Raw genomic sequence first — 23,235 nt, 5'->3', positions numbered from 1 at the left:
GCCGGGGCGCCCGGGCGTGATCGTAGGAGTGCCGTCCCGCGGGACGGCGCGGCTGTGTGGCGTCGTGCCCGGAAGGACGGAGGCGTTTCCCTTTCCGCCGCCGGGGGCGGGCGGTCCGCGCGGATCGGGTGCCGACGGTCCGGGACCGTCGCGCGGGCCGGGGAGTGCGACGCCGGAGCGACGACGCCCTGGATCAGTGGCTCCGAACGGCTTCAGGAGCCGGCCGGACCTCCGTGACGTCGTCCGTGGCGGCCGGTTCCCCGCCGTCCGGCCGGTCTTCGGGCCCGGACTCGTCCGGCCCCGTGCCCCGGTGATCCGCCGGGCCGGGTCCCTCTGCCGCGTCCTGTACGGCTGCCGGGCCCGGCTTCGGCACCGTGTCCCGTACCTCTGCCGGACCGGGGGCCGGCGGGGTGTTGTCCCGCGCGGCCTGCGCACCGGGGCCGGGTGCCACATCCCTTACGCCTGCCAGGCCGGGGCCCGCTGCCGCGTCCTGTGCGACTGCCGCGTCAGGGCCCGCATCAGGGCTCACGTCAGGGCCCGTCGCAGTGCCCTGAGTATCTTCCCGGCCGGACCCCGGTGCCGTGTCCCGTACGGCTGCCGGGCCCGGCTTCGGCACCGTGTCCCGCACCTCTGCCGGGCCGGGAGCCGGCGGGGTGTCTCGTGCGGCCGGGCGGTTCTCCGGCCAAGGGCTGAGACGGCGGCTTCGGGTGCCGGTGGTGGGGGTGGCGGAGTGGCGTCGCGCGGCGCGGTGGGCACGCTGGAGGGACTGCGGGCCGGCGGGAGCGGCGTGGTCCGGCGCCGCCTCGGTCTCGTCGACGCGGATGGACGGTGTCTCGGGCGGAGCCTCTGTCGTACGGAGGATCGCCGTGCCGACCACCCAGCGGGTGCCGCGGGGCCCGGTGACCCGCAACAGGCCGATGGCCCGGACCTGGTGGCCCGTCGCGCCCTGTTCCGCTCCTGCCGACGACGTGCCGAACTTCACCACTTCACGGCGCAGTGCGGATCCGGTCTGGAACAGCCCGGCGGAGGTGCGCTGTCCGGCCACCGGCACCGTGGGGCCGAGCCGGTCGTCGGCGGCGGCGACGTTCAGCGGCACACTGAGGCCGAAACTGACGGCCGAGGAAGCCGACAGGTCGCCCTGGGAGACGAAGCCGTCCGAGGAGACTTCCAGGTGGTCGAGGCCGACGTCGTTGCCGCTCGCCTCGCTGCGCGGCGCGTAGAGCGACAGCTGGACCGACGTGGCCCCGGTGCCGGGCCCGCCCAGGAACGGCGCGGTCGCGGCGGGCGGCAGCAGTTTCACCCGGCCGCTGCGGGCGAGCTGGGTGAGGCGTACCAGCATGCCCTCCGCCGAGGTGGAGGCGGGCAGGTCGGCCGCCCGGCCCAGGGAGGGATCGACGGCCCGCAACGCCTCGGCGAGCTGGGGCAGGACGTCCAGGTGGTACAGCGCGATCGGCCGTGCGGGAACCCACGCCGGGCCGGTGAGCCGCTCGCGCAACTCGGCGGGCACCTCCATGTCGATGGCGGTCTCCCCCGGCCGGGCCACCGGCGGCCGGGCCGGGTCGGCCCGGTACACGGCCGGCTCGGCCAGGACGGCCGGTGCGACCGGCACGGACGGCGTGTCCGACCCGTTGAAGTGCAACACCACGTCGGCGAGGACGGTCCCGGACACCTTCTGCACCGGGAGGGGCAGATGGCGTGCCTGCGTCTGCGCCAAGGCGCGTACGCGGGCGGGCAGCAGTCGCGTCACCTGGCCCGCGGCGAAGCCGAGACCGTCGTACAGCATGCGCACGGGCACGCCGGTGACCAGTTCATCCATCGCCCGCGCGGAGACCGTCACGTCGAACCGGTAGCGGACCTGGGCCTCGGTGATGTCTCCCGTGCTCCGCTGCCAGACGCGCCGGTCGCGGGACGAGGTGGCCGTGTCGACCGCGTTGGACTGCCGGGACAACGCCAGCGTCGGCCGGTAGCGGACGCCGGACTGCTGGATCACCGGTGAGACGTCGACCGTGTGGGAGACCGCGTCGGTCCGGGACTGCCGGGTGCTGCCGGGAACCGGCAGTGAGGTGCCGTCGCCGTTGCTGTGGCCGAAGATGTTGTCCATGCCCGGGTTGCCGGTCGCGCGCCGGCCCCGGACATCCGCCAGGTCCCCGTCCGGCCGGGCTCCCAGGGCGACCTCGACCAGCATCGGCCCGAGCCAGGAACGGTGGACGAAGTGGAAGGCGGTACGGCTGCCGGGGCCGAGGCCGGCGAGCACCCGCATGCCCAGGGACGAGGTGTGCTCGTTGACCCGGGTGCGGACGCCGGGCAGGTAGGTGGCGGAACCGGGCACGGTGACTCCGGGCGCGACCCGCTCGACCAGTGCGTGCACCTGCCGCTCGAACGCCGCCCGGGAGGCCCCCTCCGCCGGACGCACCTCGGTCACGGCCCCGAAGCCCAGCCGGCCGCCGCTCTGCGTGAAGTAGGAGGGCAGCGCCCGGTCCCGGGGAGCCGTCACCGGTTCGGCGAGCGGGGAGTCCAGCCGGAAGCCCGGGTGGTTGACGAGGTCGTCGTCGCTCAGCAGGAATTCCACGCCGTCCGGAACCTCGACGATCCGGGTGTCCGTGAACCGCGGCCGGCCGGCCAGCGTACCCGCCACGATGTTGCGCAGCCCTGCCCGGACCGTGACCTTGTAGGTGGCGGTGGCCACGAAGCGGTGGGGCGGTGTCCCGTTCTCGGTGGTGACCCGGAAGACCGAGGTGACGTCGTTGACCGTGGTGCTTTCGGTGACGGCACTGCGCCGGGCGTAGTGGCCGGACGGCGCGATCGTCCTGGTCCCGGCCCCGTAGTCGGCAGCGAGGGTGACGCCCGTCGCGTGCGCGCGGGTGGTGCCGCGGGTGTCGGCGGAGGCGTCCATGGCCTGGCCCCACCGTTCGTAGTCCATGTCCCCGGGCCGCGGCAGCGCGCGTACGCCGGTCAGGTGGCCCTCGACCTCGATGGTGAGGTCGGTCCCCGCCAACGGGCCCGAGGTGACCGCGCCTTCGACGACGTAGCTCTCGTTGAAGACGCGGTAGGAGTGGGTGTTCAGGTGGTGCGGGGTGAGGCTCGCCTCCACGACCTCCTGGGCCACGCTCTCGGCGGCCTCCATCGGCCCGCCGGTCGCCGCGGTGTTCAGCAGGCCGAGCACATCCGCGGCCCGCCCGGCAGCGCCGAGGACACCGGCCGCCCACCGCGTGTACGGCGAGGTGACCGGGGCAGCGGGGGCGGGCGCGGGCGCTTCGGAGTCCGTTCGCGGTGCCGGCACCGGGTCGGGCCACGCACCCGGGATCACCCGCAGTTCGATGCCCTCGTCCGCCTCGACGGCCGCAGCGGTGGCCTCCACCTCCGTCTCGGCCTCCGCCGCCACCTTCGCCGGACGGCCGAGATCCCCGTCGGTCCCGGCGGCCGCGGCGGCGACCTCCTCCGTCCCCGCAACCGCAGCCGCGACCTCCTCCGTCCCACCGGCCGCAGCCGCGACCTCCTCCGTCCCCGCAACCGCAGCCGCGACCTCGTCCATCCCGGCGGCCGCAGCGGCGGTCTGCTCCGCGCGGGCCGGACGACCGGCGGCGACGATCATCTCGTTGACCGCTTCGCGCAGTTGCCGGCTGCCGCCGACCCGGTCGACGAAGGCGGTCTCGGGCAGCCGCACGGCCTCCGCCGGACGGGCGTCGTCGGCGTCCGTCACCGGCCTGGGCCGCGGCGGGTCGGCCGGCCGCTGTTCGTCCGGCTCCTCCAGGGTCTTGTAGCCGGGCACGGCGAGGGTGGCGTGCCCTTCCGCTTTCCCCGGCTCCAGCGCCGGACCGTGGGTGTACGACATCGACGTGCGGTAGGTGACCGGCAGGGTGAACACCCGGACGCCGTCGGCCGGCGGGCTGAGGACGTAGTACTCCTGCCCGGTGCTCGCGCTGGACCCGGTTGCCGTCGACGACTGGCGACTGTACGTGTACTCCGGGGTGAGCCCCTGCATCCACAGGTTGCCGTGGCCGTCGAAGGGGTTGGTCAGCGAACCCTGCAGGGTGCCGCTGAGCGCCAGCGGCACCCGGGTGAGCTGCTCGTCGCCGGCCACCGTCGCGCCGGTGTAGTTGTACGTCTGCACCGCGCTCAGGTGCCGGTCGTGGGTGACGCCGCCGTGCTCCTGGTCCGCCGGGTAACGGCGTTCGGCGACGATCCGGAACGACACCCGCCGCACTCCGGTGAGCGTGGGCAGCTCGAACCACACCGGGTGACCGCCGGACGTCATCTCGTCGAAGCCGGCGCGCAGCCCCAGCTCCGAACGGATCTGGTCCAGTTTGCGCTGGTTGTTCAGCTGCTGGAGGAGGACGGCACCGCTCACCGGCCCGTGGTACCAGCCGGCGGCCCGGCCCTGGCGGGGCGGCAGGAAGCCGTTGACGCCCAGCCAGTTCTCCAGTTCGGCGAAGAGCGGCTCGGTCCCCCGCACCGCCAGTGGTGTCACGGTGGCGCCCAAGTCGGTCAGGTGCAGGATCTCCGGCGACAGGTGGCGCGGCGCCGATGAGGTGCCGGTGACGGTCTCCTGTGACGGCACCCTCAGGATCAGCGGGTAGGACTGCCCCAGGGCCAGCGGGGAGCCCGCGGCCGGGAGTGCTTCCGGCCCGTCGGGCCGGACCAGGGTGACCTGGAACACCGCTTCGGCGTTCACCCGCAGCAACGGCGCGCCCGTCCGCAGGGAACGGGAGGTTCGGGCCGTGCCCCCGGCGACCACGGTGTGCGTGACCTGCTGCTGCACGGCGGCCTGCGCGGTCAGGGTGAGGCCGGTCGGTTCCGTTCCGGTGGCCTCGTCCGGGGCACCGACGGCGAAACCGGCGCTGACTCCGAGACCGATGCCCGCCGCGTTGGCGACCGCGGCGCTGTGGGTCATCTTCACCGACCGCAGGACGTGGCTCTGCAGCACCACGTTGCGCGTCGGAGGCCCGGCGAGTGCCTCGGGGCCCTCGCGCTGGACGACCTCCGCGTGCATCCGCAGCATGCCGATCACGGAGCCGTTCTCGGCGTACAGGGTCGGTGAACTGTGGTGTCCGCCCCACATCAGCGGCAGGTTGCCGCGCAGTACCCCCTCGTCCAGGAATTGGCGCAACTGGTCGAGGGACGCCTCGGAGAGGTCGGCCAGTTCGGGTGCGAAGGACGTCAGTATGTCGGCGAGGAGACGGTCCGCCTGCGGCGCGGCCTCCGTGGCGAAGAGCGGGACCTCGTCCAGGAGCGTGGACATCGGCGCCGGTTTGCGCGCCGGATCGTCGCCGGTCACTGCGGCGGGGTCGGGCTCGTCCTCCATCAGGTGCTGGGGGAACCAGACGGTGAGCGGGGCCGGGGCCGCGGTGGCCGGGGTACGCCACTGCTCGGGCACCGGCGTGCCGGTCACCGCCTGGCTCACCGAGCCGGTCACCCGTACCTGCGCCCGCAGGGTGTACGCCACCGGCCAGGAGCGCTCGCGGCTCTGCATGATGACCTGCGGCTGCACCGTCGCGCTCGTGGTGACGGTGGTGGTGGTCTGGTTGTGCGTGTACGTCAGCTGCGGGGCGAAGGTCAGCCGGCGGAACCACCCGGTGTGCGCGAAGGGCAGCGTGCGCCCGTGGCTGACGGTGACCGACCGCAGGTCGCCCACCGAGTCGGTGTTGCCCGCCTCGGTCACGCCGATCGCCCAGCGCTGGAGGGTGACGGGCGGGCCGTCCGGCATCTCCTCGATGTCCGGGGACACCCGGCGCGGGTCGTCCAGGACGAACCGCAGGGTCACCGGATGGGTGCTGCCGCGGTAGGGCGCCCGCAGCGGCAGTCCGTGTTCGCTGAACAACCGCGGCCACTCGCTGCTGAGCCGGGCCGCGGTCAGCTCGGCGCGGACCGCCGCGCCGAAGGCCCGGTCCTCACCGCGGCCGCCCTGGACCAGCTCGATCACGTTCTGCTGGAGCCAGCGCACGGTCGCCTCCGGCACCGTTGCGACGTGGACGAGTCCCAGCGATCCCGGGTGGTCGGTGCCGAACCTGGTGACGGCGCTGCTGAGACGCTCCCCGGCGGGGACGGCGGATGCGGCGGATGCGGCGGATGCGGCGGATGCGGAGGATGCGAAGCTTTGTCCGGCTGGAGCCGCAGCGGTCACGGGTTCCGGGTCGTGGGCGACGGTGTTCAGCCGGTACAGGTCGGCCGCCGCCGCGTACGCCTCGTCCTCCGCACGGGCGGCGACGACCGGGTTGCCGGGAGGCGCGGTGTCGGGGCGGTCGCCGTACAGCCTGTCGAGCAGCCGGGCGAGACCCGGGTCGTTGGCCCGTACCCACTCCGCGCCGTTGCGGCGGTCCTGGCCGGTGTAGGGGTCGCGCCCCCGGTTGGCGCCGAGATAGGCGTTGCTGCTCTGCGCGAAGTACTCCTCGACGCTCGTCGACGCGTAGTTGTCGACGGGACGGCCGTCGGTGCCGCGGCGCGGGCCGTCGGCCCACTCGGCGTCGGGGCCGAGGGCGAGCCGGGCCTCGTAGGCGGCCCCGACCAGGGCGCGGTCGGCGTCGTCCAGGCCGAAGAAGTGGATCAGGTGGGCGAGTTCGTGCAGGACGCTGGAGTAGCCGTCGGCGTGGCCGGGCGTCTCGTCGAGGCCGGTGTCGTGGCCGAGCAGGTTCTCCTCGGGCACCATCACGACGCGGGCGGCGACGTCGGTCAGCGCGCGGGCCCGGGCGGCCGGGCGGCCCTGCTCGGCGCCGTGGGTGCGCAGGTCGCGCGTCCCCTCGTGGCCGGACAGCTCGGTGGGCCGTACGCCGCGTGGTACGAGGACCACCCTGGCGCCGGACTCCTGGACGCGGGCGGCGACGGCCGGGTCGCGCAGCACGCGGGTGAGCTGGCGCAGGAGTTCGGCGCGAGCCGTGACGGGCTGCTGGACGCGGTCGTCGAAGGGGGCGACGAGGGCCTTCGCGGCCACCGCCGCGCGTTCGTCGGAGAGCGGGGCGGCCAGGTGGTCCGGGGCGGGGGCCGGGGGGACGTCCCGCAGATCGGCCGTCGCGGTGCCGGCCGGGGGCGCGCCGAGGGTCACCGTGGGGCCGGTCGCGGTTCCGGTCGCCGCGGTGGCCTCCGGTGCCGTCGCCGCGGTGCCGGCCGCCGGGCCGGTGACGCTCTGGGCGTCGGCGCGGACCGGGACGTCCCCCTGTGCGGGCCCCTCCTGGGAGCGTACGACGGTCTCGGCGGCGGGCGTCGGCGGAGTGGCCGTGCGGTACTCGTCGGGGAGCAGCTGTTCGAGTGTCGTGCGGGCGGCTTCCAGGCGCTCGCGGAGCCAGCCGTCCCGGGCCGCCCGCTGATCGCCGAGGAGATCGCGCAGGGCGGCCAGGGCCTCCTCCGCGGCTCCCAGCCCGGCCGTGGTGGGCCGCTCGTCCAGTGCGGCCTCGGCGTCCCAGGCCCGGCGCAGGACCGCCGCCGGCCATACCTCGACGTCGCGCAGCCTGCGGCCGGCCTCGGCCCGGACGGCTCCGTCCAAGGTCTGCCCGTGGTCCCAGGAGGTGCGGTACAGCTCGCCGAGGTCCGCGTCGGACAAGGCGAGTTGCCGCACCACCCGGAGCGAGTCGGCGGAGAGCAGCCCGGCCCGCTGGGCCCGCCCGGGGCTGAGTCCGGCGGGCTGAGGGCCGCGCGGGTCGAAGGCGTGGACACGGCCGGACGGGTCCGCCCAGCGGTCGGTGCGGGAGCCGTCCAGGTCGGTGAGCCGGGCCCGGACCGGGATGTCCAGCTCGTGCGCGAGGTCGCGCAGGAGGTGGTCGGTGGAGAGGGCGCGCAGGCTCAGCAGCGACGGCGGCGCGGGCGGCGAAGCCTGGTCGTCGCGCGCCCGGCCGACCTCGCCGACGACCGTGTCGGCGTCCGGGGAGGCTGCCCGCTCCTCCCCCGCCAGCAGCCGCCGGTAGCGGTCCACCAGGTGGGTGGACGCCCCGGGGCCGGCGGTGCGGGCGAGGCCGGACTCCAAGGTGTCCACGGCCCAGCGCAGCGCGGCGCGGTGTGCCCGCTCCTCCAGGGCCGTCCGGTCCAGCCGCAGTTCCAGGGCCTTGAGCGGGCCGGGGCGGGCGGCCCGGATCCGGCGGGCGAGCGCCCGCGGTGCGTGGGAGGCGGTGCTGCCCCGCTCCCCGGCGGCCTGTTCCAGGAGGGCGGCCAGGTCGAGGACGGGTGCCCCGGTGAGGTCGGCCCAGCGCGCGGCCGGCAGCGGCGCGGGCAGCGGCCGGCCGGCCAGCCTGTCGAGGAGTTCCTCTGTCTCGGCCCGGGACAGTTCGACGTAGACGTCCCCGGTGAACGGGTCGCTGACCACGGTCTCGGGGCGCCGCGCGGAGCGGCCGGTCAGGCGGCGGACGTACGGTTCGGCCTCCAGCCGGTAGCGGCCGCGCAGCCGGACCAGGTACACCGGGCCCTGCTGCTTGATGTGCTGCTCGCGCCGGTAGTTCTCGGTGCCGGCGCCCGCGACGCCGCTGCCGGTGTTCCAGGAGGTGGAGGCGCCGCCCTGTCCGGTGTACGGCGGGTAGTCCTGGCCGTCCGGGGTCCTGGCCGGGTCATGCTGGGCGAGGGTCCCGGAGGCGGAGGTGCTCACGGCGGCCGACGGGCGCCGGCGGTCGGTCGACGCGCTGACCGACGTACCGCTCTGGTGCTTGATGTAGCGGCCGGTGCCCGTGCCGCGGACCGGGCCGACGACCTCCAGGTCGAACAGGTCGCCGCGGAGATAGAGCCTGGCCCGCCGGGCGGAGCGGCCCGGCACGAAGATGCCGTCGCTGAGCAGGTGGCGCCGGCCCGCCGACGCCTGGAGCAGGTGGTTGGTCATCATGTCGCGGCTCATCAGCTGCCGGACGCTGAGGCTGGTGCGGGTGCTCGCGCCGTCCGCCTCCGGTCCGAACACCTGGCGCATCAGCCGGAGGGCGGCGGGCAGCGCGTCGTCCAGCAGGGTGCCGGCCACGTACACGTCGCCGGGCAGCTCGGGCAGCGGACGCGGGTCGCGCACAGGTGACGGGCCGTACCGCGGGTGGAACTCGCCGAGGCCGCGCGGGACCTGGAGGACGAGTGTGCCGGGGACGGTGGCGGTGGCCGTGGTGGAGCGGGCCTCGTCCAGGCCGCGGTAGAGCCCGGTCAGCCATCTGTTCAGCGGCCGGCCGGCGGTGTCCACGCGCCGGACACGCACCCGGAAGGTGTGCTGGAAGCGGGCCAGATAGGTGCCGTCCCAGGCGTAGGCGGTCTGTTCCGTCGTCGCCGTCTCGGAGCGGCTGGTGCCCCGGTGGGAACCCTGGGCGACCGTCACTCCCCCGTTGTGGGAGGTGTAGGTCTCGCCGCCGCCGAACTTGCCGGCGGTGACGCTCTGGGAGGAGTCGAAGGAGGTGCCGGCGGAGGTGCCCGTGTAGCCGTGCCCGTACTTCTCCAGCCCGCTGTCCGGCCGGAAGTCGAACACCTCGGGGCCGGAGTCCAGGGTGCCGGAGAGGGTGATCTCCACGACGTCGGCGAGCAGCCAGCCGATCGGGTTGACCAGGTAGAGGGTGTGGCCGTGGGGGGAGAGCAGGTCCTCGAACAGGGCGGCGTCGCGCAGCAGCGTCTGGAGGATGTTGACGGCGCCCTGCAGCCGTCCGACGCGGCGCCCGGCACCGGTCCACAGCTCGGGTCCGGAGCCGAGCAGGCCGGGCGCGACCCGGTCCACCTGGGCACGGACGATGTCGTACGCGGAGCGGCCGTCCGCGTAGTCGACCGAGCGCACCGCGCTGTGCCCGAGGGTCCGGCCGCCCGGGTCGGTCCGGGTCAGGTACTCGGGGAACCCGCTGTCGGGGAACGCCCGTCGCGGGTCGCCCAGTTCGTGTCCGAAGCGGGCGCGGAACACCGTCCTGGTCCGCGCGTCGAGGACCGGCAGGGCACCGCCGTCGTGCAGCCCGGCCAGGACGCGGGCGAGTTCGGGGCGGGGCACGGTCAGGGTGTCCAGGACGTCGGCCACCGCCTGCCGGTCCTCGGTCAGCGGGCGCGGCCCCGGCTCGGGGGTGTCCAGCGCCCAGCGGGACAGCACGCCCGCCACGGTCGTTCCGCTCAGCCTGGTCCGCCCGGCGTGCCAGCGGTTCAGGACGTCGACGAGTTGCGCGTCGGGCAGCGGGACGGTGGCGCGGGCGTACTCCTCCAGCGCGTCCGCCTCGGTGAGGACGTAGAGGACGGCGCGGCCGGTGACCTCCTGCCGGTCCGAACGCGTGGTGCCGGGCAGCAGTTTCGCCGACTTCTCCAGCCGGCTGCGTACGGTGAAGTCGGCGTCGGCGCGGAAGACGTAGCCGCGTCCGAAGCCGAGGCGGATCATCTCCTCGGCGCCGGTGCGGCCCTGGCCGACGGAGGTGTTCCGCTGCCAGGTCCGGGCGGCGCCCGCCTCGCCCTGGAGCGTGCCGCCCCCGGCTGTGCCGCCGACGGTGACCCCGGCCTGAGCCCAGGACAGGCCGGTGGACGAGGTGTCCGTGGTGTTGGTCTGGCTCATCCACAGGCTGATGTCACCGAGGACGAAGTCCTCCAGTGCCCCGGCGAAGGCGGACGGGCCGAGCGCCGCGCGCACGTCGACGGCGGCGTTGGCGGTACGGAACCCGGTGTCGAAGAACTGGTCGCTGGTGTAGAGCCCCTTGAGTATTTCCCGCAGATGGGCGCGGACCTGGATGGTGCTGGTGAAGGAGGCCAGTTCCTGGTCGGCGTGGCCCTGCGGGCCGGTCAGTTCGCCGAGCACCGACACGGCGGCCTCCCGCAGCCCGCTCGCGTCGACGTGGTAGACGACCGCCCGGTCCAGGACCGAGGCCGGTGTCCGGCGCCGCATGGCGTCGGGGGTCTCCCGCACTTCGCCGAGCGGTGGCAGGTACGCCACGATCCGCCGCCCGGTCAGGATGACCGGCGCCGGGTCGCGCCGGCCGGGCCGCAGCCGCCCGCGCAGGCCGCTGTGCTGGACTTCCAGGGTCGCGGTCAGGTCGACGCGCAGGGCGTGCCGGTGGACGACGCCGTTGTACTCCAGCAGTTCGGGCCGGTTGTTGAGGAAGGAGACGGTGTCACTGGCCCCCACGGCGCGTTTGAGGTCGACGCCGGTGACGGCCCCCTTGAGCTGGTTGGACCCGGTCCTGACGCGCAGGCTGACGCCGATCTGCCGGCTGCCGCCGGCGCTCTGGGCGGCGGTGCCCATGCCCATGGCGAGGTTGACGACCGCCTTGGTGCGGGTGGTGCCGAGGAACTGGTCGGCGCCCTCGGCCATGCGGGCCCGCAGGACGAGCCGGACCGCGTCCACGTCGGTGTCGGTGCCCAGGACGCCCTTCGGCAGGAGCAGCGACAGAACCACGCCGGACTGGAGCATCTGGTCGAAATGCGTCTCCAGGCCGCGCCGGGAGAGGTACTTCTCCAGCAGTTCGTGGTTCTGGAGCCGGGCGTCGCGGGTGTTGGCGTGCGACCACCAGCGGGCGTCGGACAGCGGTGCCGACCGGTCGTCGCTCAGGAAGCCGAGCCGGTGCAGTCTGCGCGCCACCTCGGTGCGCAGGGTGCGCACGGTGTCCTCGTCGAACTCGACCAGCCCGGTGCCGATGCCCTTGCCCTCGCGGACGTGCGGCGGCAGGGGCACGTGCTGGGGTTCGTCCGCCGCGGGGCGGGTGCCGCGCAGGAGTCCGGCGCGGTAGCGCACGCGGGGGCCGCCGGTGACGGTCACCGTGGCGCCCGCGGCGGAGGTGTCGGGAGCGGTCCCGGCCTCCGGGGGTGCGGCCAGGGCGTCGCGGTCCACCGGGAAGCCGTGGCGGAAGGCCTCCGGCTCCGGTACGCGCAGCATGGCCCGGCCGCGCACCATCGGGGTCCGCACCGGTCGGTGGCCACGCACGGTCACCCGGGCGCTGTGCGCCAGTTCCACCAGGTAGGCGGCGCTGTGCCCGGTGTCGCGGGGCACCACCACCCACAGGCCGGTGCGGCCGGAGCTGACGCCCTCGGTGGTGGCGAAGGTCAGGCCCAGCGAGGCGCTGACGCCCAGGCCGAGCGCGGGGTTGCCGTGCGGCAGCGGCAGCAGGTTCAGTTCCGCCGAGGGCGCGGTGAGGGTGGTCGACTGGCCGATGGTGTGGGAGCCGGTGGTGCCGTCGATCGCGGTCCGCACGTTCTCGATCGGGGCCTTGTCGCTGGTCGCGCCGACCCGGACGCCGCGCGAAGCGCGCACGGTGTGCACCTGCACGGAGGCGACGGGCCTGCCGTGGCGGTCGTGCAGGGCGAAGGCGTACCCGTGGTCGTCGCCCACGGCCGCGTCCAGGTGGGACTCCAGGTTCCAGAGTTTCTGGAGCAGTTCGTCGTGGGGCACGCTGCGGACGGGCAGTTCCAGCCCGCCCGTGCGCGCGGCGGTGACGATGTGGTCGAACAGCGCGGGCAGGCCGGTGAGCCCGGAGGCGTAGTACACGGCCGGCAGCCGGTGTTCGAGCCCCTCGGTGCCGAACGCGGTGACCTGCTCCGGTGCCCGCTCCAGGTAGTGGCCGGGCAGGTAGAGCAGCAACCGGTGCTCGCCGGCGGTCTCGACCCGGACCGGTGCGATCTCGTCCCAGCGCCGCCGCGCGTCGGTACGGACCCGCACCGTCCAGTCGGGCCGGTAGGCGATCAGCGTGGAGTCGCTCTTGGCGGCCTCGACATGCCCGCCCTCGGCGTCCCCGACCCAGCTGGTGGAGCGGGAGGAGGCGTTGGCCGTGCCGGAGACGCCCGCACCGACGCGGGCGACCTGGAGGACGCCGGGACCGACGCCGACGCCGTAGGACATCGAGACGCCGCCCCGGGTGGCGGTGGTGGGGCCGGAGTGGGTGCGGACGAAGGCGCCGGTCAGGTACGAGGCGTTGATGGCCTCGTTGGCGTGGAAGGGCTCCGGCCCCGCGGCGCGTGGCGGGACCAGGCTCTGCGGTCCGGCCGGTGCCGCGGCCTCGGTGCCGACGTCGGGAGCGGGCTCCTCCGCAACGGTGTCGAGCCGTCGCGTCGAGGGCCGGTCGTAGGAGGCGGCCGGGTCGCGTACCGCCCTCGGGTCACGCGGGTCGAGGGTGATGAGCGCCTCGACGTCGCCGAGCGGAACGAGCAGGCCGGCGGCGGTGGTCTCGCCCTCGCCCGGCACCAGGTAGCGGTAGTTGCTCAGCAGGCGGTGCGGCAGCAGGTTCCACACGGTATCGGGGACGCTGTGGCCGGTGCGGGAGATCTCCGCCAGCAGGGTGCGCATCACCTCGGGCAGATACGGCAGTCCGGCGCGGGGGACGCCGATCGTCCGGGCCGCCGCGGGCACGTCGGCCGGGTCGCCCAGCAGCGTGTCGGCCGGGGGCGCCGCGGACGCCCAAATCTCCTCGGGCCGCTCGGCGGCCTCCGTCGTACCGGGCCTGGTCCGGAACTCGTGGCCCAGCGCGAAGCCGTCCGGGGTGGCGCGGTCGAACAGCAGGAAGCCCGCGCCCCCGTCCTCGGCGGCCCCGGCCGGGGGCAGCGCGGTGAGGGCGTCCCGGTCCGGGGCGAGGACGATGCCGTGCTCGCCCGCGACGACCGGCACGCCCAGGGCATCGGCCAGCGCTCCGGCGAACCGGCCGGCCCCCGGCGTCGCCAGGACCGGGACGTACCCGGGGACGGCCACCGCCAGCAGCCCGGCCAGCGCGGCGACGGTCACGGGCCGGCCGGCGGAGGCGGCCACGCCGCCCTCGCGGCCCGGTTCGGTCAACAGCACGACGGTGCCCGGCGGCACCGCTTCCGCCAGCCGGTCCAGCGTCGCCGGGTCGGGCATCAGCCCCGCCGCCTCCGCACCGGACAGCCACACGGCCAGCGGCCGCTCGCCCGCCCGCGCGATGCGGACGCCCTCCATCAGGTCCTCGACGGGAACGAACTTCGGTCCGGTCGCGGTACCGATGGCGGACACGGTGCCGGCGGCGGGCACGGTCTCGGGGGGAGCCGCAGTGCCGACGGCAGCCACAGTACCGACGGCGGGCACGGTCTCGACGGCAGCCACAGTTCCGACGGCAGGCACGGTCTCGACGGCAGCCACAGTACCGACGGCAGGCACGGTCTCAACGGCAGCCACAGTTCCGACGGCAGGCACGGTGTCGGCGGTGGCCGGGAGGTGGGCGCCGCCCGCGGCCGGCTGGGTGTCCCGCGCGGTGAGGGGGTGCCGCTCTCCCTCGTCCCGGGGCGCGGCTCCCCGGTGCAGGTACGGCGCGAGGACCTCCGCGATCTGCCGGAGGTGATCGTCCGTCAGGGTCATCGTGTAGTCGTCCGGTCTGCCGTCGCCCATCAGGCTCGTCAGACCGTCGGGGACGACCTGCCCGGCCCGGCCGCCGGGCGTCAGCAGTACGCGGGGGCCGGCCACGTCGTCCCGTACGCCGAGTCCGTGCACGATCTCGTGCACCAGCAGCGCGCCGGGAGCCTCGGCGTACCAGACGCCCTGCACCATGGCCCCCCGCGCCGGCACCCGGCCGGACCGCACCCGGACCACCTGGTGCGCGGCGTCCGGGGTGTCGGTGAACCGCACCCGCACCTCCAGCAGCGGCCCCCGGGCGGTCGTCCCGCGCACCTGGTCCGGCTGGAACGCGGGCAGCCGGTGCCCACGTTCGTTGACCAGGCGGTCCAGCGCGTAGGGCAGGCGTTCCCTCAGGGCGTTCAGGTCCGACTCGGTGGCGCCGTCCGCGACCAGGTGCAGCCGGCGGGTCAGCCGGATCGCCTCCCCGACGCCCGACCCCCGGTCGGTGAGCACCCACTCGTACCCGACGTCCGTGCACTCGCCCGACGCGGGCGGCCGGTACACCACCGGTATGCCGTCCACGCCGCTGGGCTGGAACCGGAAGGCCTCCGCCTCCGGCACCGGAGCGGGCCGGCCGCTCCACCAGGAGGTGAGCCGGGACGACAGGCCCGCGGTGCGGGCGTCCGGCGGCCGCCAGCCGCGCCGGGTGCCGAACGGCAGCCAGCGGTCGGTCCGCACCTCGCCGCTGCCGAGGGGCAGGCCGGTGACCTCGCCGCCGCTCCAGTCGACCTGTCCGGTCCCGGCGTTCCAGACGCCCGTGCGGTCCTGCTCGTAGTCGTACACGCGGACGACGGCGCCCGGCTCGATCCGGCCGGCGAAGGCCACCTCGGCCTGGCCGGGGAAGAACGGCTCCTTCCCCGTGTTCCCGAGGGTGGCGTCGACGCCGGTCGGGTCGGTGTTGGCGGCGGCGACGATCTCGTAGCGGTAGCGCAGCCGCAGGGAGCGCAGGTCCGGGTCGCGGGTGGTGGAGACGTACGGCGTGGCGTACGGGTTGTCCGTCGCCCAGTCCTCGACGGTCACCCGCGCGGACGCGTCGCGGGCCGGGAAGCCCGTGGCGAAGACGTCCTCGGGCTGGCGTTCGGAGTAGCGCCAGAGGACCTCGCCCGGGTCGCTCTCCACGACCCGCGCGCGGTCACCGGGGTGGACCAGGGCGAAGTCGACGGCGGGGGCGACGTCCGCCGCGGCCGTCGCCGGGGCGGGGGCCGGTCCGGGTTCCGCCCGCTCGTTCCCCGCCGGGGCGAACAACTGCGGGAGGAGGCGTTCGAGGTCACCGGCGAGGCGGCCGTCGGCGTCGAGGGGCAGCATCGCGTACAGACCGCCGGGGACGACGGCACGCAGGGCGCGGCGGGCGTGACCGTCCGGCTGGACGGTGAGGCCGACGGTGAAGGCGTAGTGCCGGTAGCGGCGGGTGGCCTCCCGGTTGGTCTCCCGGGTCTCCCCCGCCTCGAAGCCCTGTTTCAGGCCCGTGCTGCGGCCGTAGACGTCGACGGTCTCGCGCTCGTAGAGCCGCAGGCCGTCCGGCTGGCCGCCGACCTCCGGGCCGACGGAGACGACCGCGCCCCGGGACGAACTCTCCTCACTCTTGGGGCTGGTGTGGTCCTGCTGGTAGCGGCGTGCCTTGAAGGCGACGCCCTCCGCCGGGCCGATCGGCTCGGCCGAGACCAGTTCGAAGCCGACGGTGACGGTGCGGTCGCCGACCGGCACCCGGTAGCCGTGCCGGAGCAGCGGCACCACGTTCGCGCGGAGCATGCCGGTGGACGTGTAGTGGTCGTAGCGGACGCCGGCCATGCCGGTCGGGTCGAGACCGGCCGGCCGCCGGGTGTCCGCGCGGGTGAGGTCGGGTGCCCGGGCCGGCTGGAACGCCGCCTCCCGCGCCCAGCGGCGCACGACCGGGGCGGCCGGCACGTCCCACGCGTGCAGGAAGTCGGTGAGCGCCTCGGGCGGCGCGGCCGCGGGCTCCGGGGTGGTCCACCGGGGCACCACCTCGGCCAGCGGGTCGGGGGCCGGCGCCGGCGCGGGCGGGACGGACGGCGCGGTGAGGTGGGCCGGGACGAGCAGGCGCACCTCGGCGGGGACGACGCGGTCCTCCCCGAGGCCGTGGTCGTGCCGGGTCGCCCTCCGCACGGGGTCGAGGGGGCGGCCGGTGCGGTCACCGTGCAGCAGCCCCGCCGCCCACCGGACCGAACGGCGTGCGGCGTCCACCGGCAGCGCGAACAGGGCGGGTGGTTCCTTCGACGTACGCAGCTCGATCCGGATGTCGAGGCGGTGCTCGAACTCCTCGGAGCCCTCCCGGGTGTTGGCGCGGGCGATGTCCAGGACCGTGCGGGCCACCTCGTGCGAACGTGCCCGGCCGGTCTGGTAGGAGGCCTCGGCCTCGATCCCGCCGTGCGCGTCGTGGTTGCCGAACCGGGTGCGCAGCCCGATCCCCGCCCCGGCGTGGAAGGACCGTTCGGTGCCGGTCACCTCCTCGGTGACGCCCTCCGAGCGGAGGGTGAACCTGATGTCCGGGCGGGACCGGTGGGAGTGGGGCTCCCGCACCGTGGCGCTCACCCGCACCCACACGTACCGCGTGGAGCCGAACGCGCCGGGGAGCGGGAACCAGCGGGCCACACCGGTGCCGGTGAGAGCCGTGTACTGGGAAAGCAGCGCGTCGGAGGAGAAGGTGGCGCGCAGGGCACGCAGCACCTGGTCGCGGCCCGCGCCCGCCGCGCCGAGCCCGCCGTGTGCCTCCAGGCGGCGCAGGATCTCCGGCACCACACCGTCGGCACGGAGGACCTCCGGGTGCACGGCGCCGGGCAGCGGGCGGCCGAGCAGGTGGCGGCGGTCCGGGGCCCGCGTGCCCGAGCCGGACGCCTCGGCCTCCGCCGCCGGGGTGCGGGCGGGTGCCGGGGCGGCGGGCAGCAGGTCCTCCAGGCGGCGGCCGGGGACGAGCAGGTCCAGGCCGTCCTCGATCCGTACGTACCGGACGATCCGCTCCTCCTTGCCGCCCTTGGCCCGGGTGACGGTCACCTCGAAGACCGGGCTGGACCGGACCAGGTGCGGGGTGCCCGCGTAGGTGGCGCGGCTGATCTCGATCATGCCCGCGACCGTGCCCCGGTTGCCGCCCCACTCCCACTTGGCCTCGGTCTGGGCGAGGGCGACGATCCGCGCGCCGGCGCTCGCGTGCCCCGTGGCGCCGGACTCGGTGCCGTGCGCCCCCTCGGTCCCGTGGTCCTCGCCGTGGCCGTGCCCGGTGTCCCCCGTGCGGGCGAGCACGGTGGCGCCGTCGTCGTGCGAGGAGCCGTGCGCGCCGCCCGCGAGGGCGCCGGTGCCGATCTGCGGGCCGATCGTGCCGGACAGCCCCAGCCGCCACGTACGGCGCTCGTCCCGGCCGTACTTGTCGGTCGTCTGGGCGTACTGCTCGATCTCCGTCTCACCCTGCGTGGGGCCCAGGTCCCGCGGGTGCGCCGCCCTCATCCGCAGCGTCAGCTCGTAGCGGTGGCCGTCGTGTTTCGGCAGCACCGCCCGGAAACCGTCCGGACCGGTCAGCGCGCCCAGCCGGGCGGCCAGCGCGGACGGCTGGGTGCTCTCCGCGATCTCCTCGGGCCAGTTGCCCGGGTCCTCCAGCCGGCTCTGCGGGAGACCGGCCAGGGCGGTGTAGGCGTGGGCCGCGAGCCGGGTCAGTTCCGGCATCACCAGGAAGGCCGCGTACAGGCCGCCGGTGCCGCCGCCGGCGAAGTCGAGACGGTGCCCGGCGGCGGGCCCCCAGCCGCGCTGGAAGACCGCCCGGCCGACGCGCGCGGCGGCGGCCGCGTCGACGGGCACCGCGGGCTTGTGCTGCCGCGGCACCACGACCTGGGTGACCAGACGGCCGGGCTGGTCGATCCACCACGTGTCGCCCGGTTCCCGGTCCCGCGCCGCTCCCTCGGGACGTACGGACACCTGGTAGACGGTGTCGTACACGTGCTCGTCGACCGTTCCCTCGGTCTCCGTACGGCGGTATCCCGAGTGGGCCGACGTGAACTGCTCGTCCACGGCGCTCTCCAGGCCGGCGCGGGCGGTGAGGCCGCCGAGCCGCAGCCGGATGCCGCCACCGACGGTCAGGATCGCGCCTCCGCCGCCGCCGGCCGAGGTGCTCCACTCGTTGCCCAGCTTGCCCGTCACCGTCTCCGTCCGGGCGGCACGGGCGTTGACCGTCATCGGGTACGGGTACTCGTCGCCGCCCAGCCGGTCGCCGAGCACGGCCCGCGCGGTCAGCCGGTACCGGCGGGACCCCACGGTCACCGTGTGGGAGACACCGGCCAGCACGGACGGCAGGTCGCCCTCCAGGACGGGCCGGCCGAAGTGGAGGTTCAGTTCGCCCGCCACGGCGGCCCAGTCGGTGGACCGGCGCACCGCGGGCGTCGCCTGGTCCTTCAGCTTCCACAGCAGGTGCTCGCGGACCAGTTCCGCGCCGGGCATGGCCAGCGCCATGGCGAAGCCCTGGCCTCGCCGGGCGGCCAGCGCGAGCGGCTCGGCGACGTGCGGGTCCCGCCGCCGGGCGGGGTCCATCCGGGCGGGGCGGCGCGTCAGCCGCACCGGCGTGGTGCCGGACTCCCTCAGCAGTGCCCGGACGTGGGGATGGGCCGCGACCGGGGCGGGCAGCACGCTCGGCGTGCCGGTCAGGTGCGGGGTGTGGACGGCGCCGAGGACCTGCCGCTCGAACCGGGCGGCGCCCTCCCCGTCCTGCCACGGCACGGCCAGTTCCGCCTCGACCACCTCGACGACCGGCGCCACCTTCAGCGGCCCCGTGGCACCGACCTCGACGGTGATCCGCAGCCCCGCCCGGTAGCGGGCCTGGTCGCCTCGGGCGTTGAGGACCGTGTGGTTGAGCGTCTGGGAGGTGACGGTCAGCCCGCTGCCGCCGCCCCGGTCCGCGCTGACACCCAGCAGCGGCAGCAGCCCCCGGGCCGAGGAGCCGCCGGTGTCCTCGGTGACCGGCAGGGAGAAGCCGTAGGCGTTGTAGCCCAGGGCGAGGCCGGCCGAACCGCTGCCCGACCGGCCGGCCCCCCTGGCCATGCCGCGTCCGAGGTCGTCGCGGGTCTGCAGCCCTCGGGTGACACCGGCCAGCTGGAGGCTGTCGATCTCGGCCCGTACCGTCACCCGGGCCTGCGCCGACCGCCCCGCGCCGAGCCGTACGGCGAAGGCGCCCGAGGTGTCCCCGCCGGTGATCAGCCAGCGGCTGCGGGCGCGGGCGGTGCGCTCGTTGAGCGTCTTCTCGGCCTCGCGCATGAACCGTTCGGCGGTCGCGGCGTCCAGGCCGGCCTGGCGCAGGTTGCGGTGCAGGGCGGCCACCACAGGGGTGTAGTCCACGGCGTTGACCACCGGCGGGTGCACGCCGAGACCGGAGCCGGCCGACGCGTCAGGTCCGGCGTCGATCAGTGCGGCCCGTGTGTCCGGGCGGGGGGCGTCCGGGCCGGTGTACTCGGTGGGGAACTCGACGCGCAGCCGCCGGTCCACGGTGACGTCCGGGGTGTGTTCGACGCCGTCCACGAAGACCCGGACCCGCAGGCCGGCGGTGAACGGCCGGTTGGACGCGATGAACAGGGTGCGGCCCGCGATGACGTTGCGGCGCAGGATGTCGGTGGTCTTCGCGGCGGCCTCGGCCCGCACCTGCGGCAGCCCCAGCAGCATCGACGAGGCCACCGCGGAGGCGGTGCTGAAGCCCAGCAGGGTGGCCGCGTCCGCGCCGACCGCCCGGCCCCGGGTGAGTTCCCGGCTTCCGGCGGTGGTCGCGAAGCGCACGCCGTACTCCCGGACTCCGTCCGACCGCTGGGCCTGCGGGGCCGGCCGGGGGTCGGCCAGTACGGGACGCAGCCACACCAGCCGGCCGCGCACCGTGCGGGTGACGCCGTGGGTGAGGAGGTCCTCCCAGGCGTTCCGGCCGGTGGTCAGCAGCATCGTCCGGACCGCGTCCGCCACCTCGGGGGCCAGCGGGCGGACCGCGTCGGGCAGCGCGGCGGCGATCTCCCCGGCCGCGTGGTCGGCGTCGTAGGCACCGAAGCCGACCGTCGAGGCCACCGCGACGTGCCCCAGCGGACCCACGTCCAGGTACCAGGGGTACTCGGGCTGCTGCCGGGCCGCGTCGGCGGGCGCCCGCGCCGTGTCCTGCGCCGGGGGCCGCTCCTGGGCCACGTCGGTGTCCGGGCCGCCACGCACCGGCGCGACGCGGGCGTCCCGCGGGGCCAGCGGGCGCAGCTCGACGGCCCCGCCCGGTCCGTCGTCCCGTGCGGCGTCCTGGGCGGCGGCGGGCTCGTCCGTGCGGGCCGCGCCGCGGCCGGTGCCGCCGAGCAGGCGCCCCAGCACTCCTCCGGCGAACAGGCCGGGGTTCTCCCGTACTTCGGCGTCGGTACGGGTCCGCGCCGCCAGCCGGCTCGACACGTCCGCGCGCTCGCCGTCCGCCCGCTCCAGCACCTCCGCCAGGGTGGTGTGGGCTTCCGACGCCCGCGCCAGGGCCGCCGCCACGCGCTCCCGCGCGGCGGCGTCGAGCCCGGCGGCCCGGGGGTCCTGGCCGAGGCTGGACCGCTCCAGCCGGGTCCGCAGGGCCGCCAGGTCGCTCTCGGCGCGGTGCACTTCGGCGAGCGCGGCGGCGTACTCCTCGGTGGCGGCGCTCTCCTCCTCCGGCGTCGGCGGGGTGGTGGCCGGCTCCTCCCCGTCCGCCGCCGCGCGCGCCTTGCCCTTGCCCTTGCCCTGGTCGCGGTCCTGGTCCGCGGAGGGCGTGTCGTCGGCGTCCGCGCGGGTGAGATGGGGCCGCAGCGCGTCCAGCCGGTCGGCGGGAACGTAGAGGACGGCCGCCCGCTCGCTGACGACGGCGTCGACCGCGCGCGGCCGGCCGCCGTCCGGCCGGTAGACGAGACGCCAGGTGACCGCGTCGGCCTCCAGCCGGACGAAGGAGCCGTCGTCCTGACGGCCCGGCGCCGACGTCGGGTCGCCGGTGCGCCTGCGGGCCGCGGCGATGTCGCGGTCCGCGCTCAGCGGGCCCCCGAGCCGCACGTCGGCGCCGGGGCGGCCGGCCGGGAGGATGACGGAGCGGGCCGGGGGCTTGACGACGGTGTCGGGCAGATCGCCGCCGGACACGCCGGGGGCCGTCTCCCGCAGGCCCCGCACGGCGAGGCTGACCTCCAGGTGGCCGGAGAGGTCGCTGCCGGTGCCGGGCAGCGTCACCGGTTCGCGCAGGATGCCGCCGGCCGCCAGTTCCATGAACCGCTGGGCCAGGTAGGGCCGGCTGAAGACCGCCGCGATCTGGGAGCGCAGCAGGAACAGGCCGCCCTGCCAGGAGTCGGCGGCCGGGGAGGAGCCGGTGCGCAGGTCCCTGCTCGCGAACAGGGACTCGGCGGCGGTGCGCAGGCCCCGCAGGTCACCGACGGTGCCGAGGAACGCGTCCCGGAGCGGATCGCCGGGGAGCCGCAGGCCCTCCGGCGGGCCGTCCACCGGGCCGGGCGTGATCCGCGTGGCGGGGCGGGGCGCGGGGGGCGGGCCGGGGCGGGTGAGCCGTTCGGGGAAGCCGAGGCGCAGTGCGTCCGGGAGCCGCCGGGTGGCCAGGTGCTCGGCGCCGCGCCAGCCGACGACGGGCATCAGCATGCCGACCGGTGAGAAGCCGGCGCCGAGCGCGCGGTGGGTCTCCAGTTCGGCGGTGAGGCGTACGTCGAAGGCGGTGACGTGCGGCCGCAGGACGCTCAGGACGCCGGTGTCGCGGCGGTCCGCGGTGTGGGTGCGGTGGCTGTCCGAGGAGCTGTGACCGGGCCGCAGCAGGCCGGTGGCGGGACCGCCGTCCTCGGTGAGCGCGTCGATCTGCTCGCTGGTCGCGGCCGGGGCGGTGCGGCCCTCGCCGGTGCTGCTGGTCCGGGTGGTGCGGGTGTTCTCCTCGGCGCGCAGGTGCGCGCTCTCCAGGAGGTGGGCGCCGGCTTCCCGGCCGACGGCGCGCGGGTCGAGCAGTTCGGCGGTGAGGGTGACGCGGGCCATCGACGTACGGGCCTCGTCCCGGTGGGGCACCAGGATCGGCAGGCCGGCGAGCATCGTCTCCAGCAGCGCGGCGGTGCCCTGCCGGGGGGCGACCTTCCACAGTTCCGCCTCGACCGCGTCGGCGTGCTGCCGGCTGAGCGTCCGGCGGATGCCTGGCAGGATCTCGTGGACGAACGGGGCGAGGTCGGGCACCCGCAGCAGCACGGCGTGGTCGAGGCCGTCGCCGTGCAGCACGTTGGCGGGGGCGAGCGGCGCGGCGGTGTCGCGGCCGGGATCGGTCGCCGGGTCCTGGTCGCGGGTGGCGGCGGGGCCGTCCGGGTCCAGGCCGCGGGCCCGGGCGGACTGCGGTGACAGCAGCGCCAGGCCCGGTGCGTGCTGCGGGGTGCCGGTGCGGGACGTTTCGCCGTACCGGCGGGAGCTGAGGCCGCCGAGGATCTGCACGGGCAGTTCCTCCCAGCGGCGGACGGTGACCGTGAACTCGGTGGGTGCTTCGGCCCACACGTGCGGCCCGACGGTGGTGTGCGTCCGTTCGCTGCGTCCGTCGACCGCGCGCCGCACGGAGGCCGGGGCGGTGCGGCTGTACTCGACGTCCGTCTGGGCGCCCTCCCGGTCGGCGGGCAGCTCCGAGTCCTGCGGGTGCAGGCCGGTGAGGGAGGTACTGGCGGTGGCCTTGACGGCGAGGCGGTCGTCGGTCCGGGTGCTGCGGACGCGGGCGGTGGTGAGCGTGTGGTCGTAGTGGAAGGCGTGGTCGCTGCGGCCGATCGCGTCGAGCCGTACGACGCGGGCCTGGACGGAGACCTCCACGTGGGCGGGCCCGCCGAAGGTGCCGCGGCCGACCGGGCGGGTCCAGAGGGGGTGGGGGGTGCCGGTGAGGTCGTGGACGCGGGAGGAGAGTCCGGCGACGGCGGTGCGCAGGGCGGCCTCGTCGGCCGGGTCCAGGCGCGGCACGCCCAGTTCGCTCAGGAGCCGCTCGGCGTGCGGGTACAGGTGGTCGGTGCGGACGACGTGCAGGGTGTCCTGGG

General features: G+C 75.8%; 1 protein-coding gene (cut by a window edge). It reads right to left on the bottom strand.

The genetic code is table 11. The annotated features are described in order from the left end of the window. Window positions 1–193: 193 nt before the first annotated feature. On the bottom strand, window positions 194–23,235 hold the 3' portion of the coding sequence (locus tag ACZ3IG_RS26665) for a scabin-related ADP-ribosyltransferase (protein ID WP_467435202.1). It continues 12,802 nt past the right edge of the window; only the last 23,042 of its 35,844 coding nucleotides appear in the window; its start codon lies beyond the right edge, outside the window; it ends in the stop codon at window positions 194–196.

The sequence above is a fragment of the Streptomyces sp. NPDC016677 genome (assembly GCF_055562815.1).
Note: the sequence above shows the minus strand (reverse complement) of the source record. Positions and strands in the feature narration are given on the sequence as shown.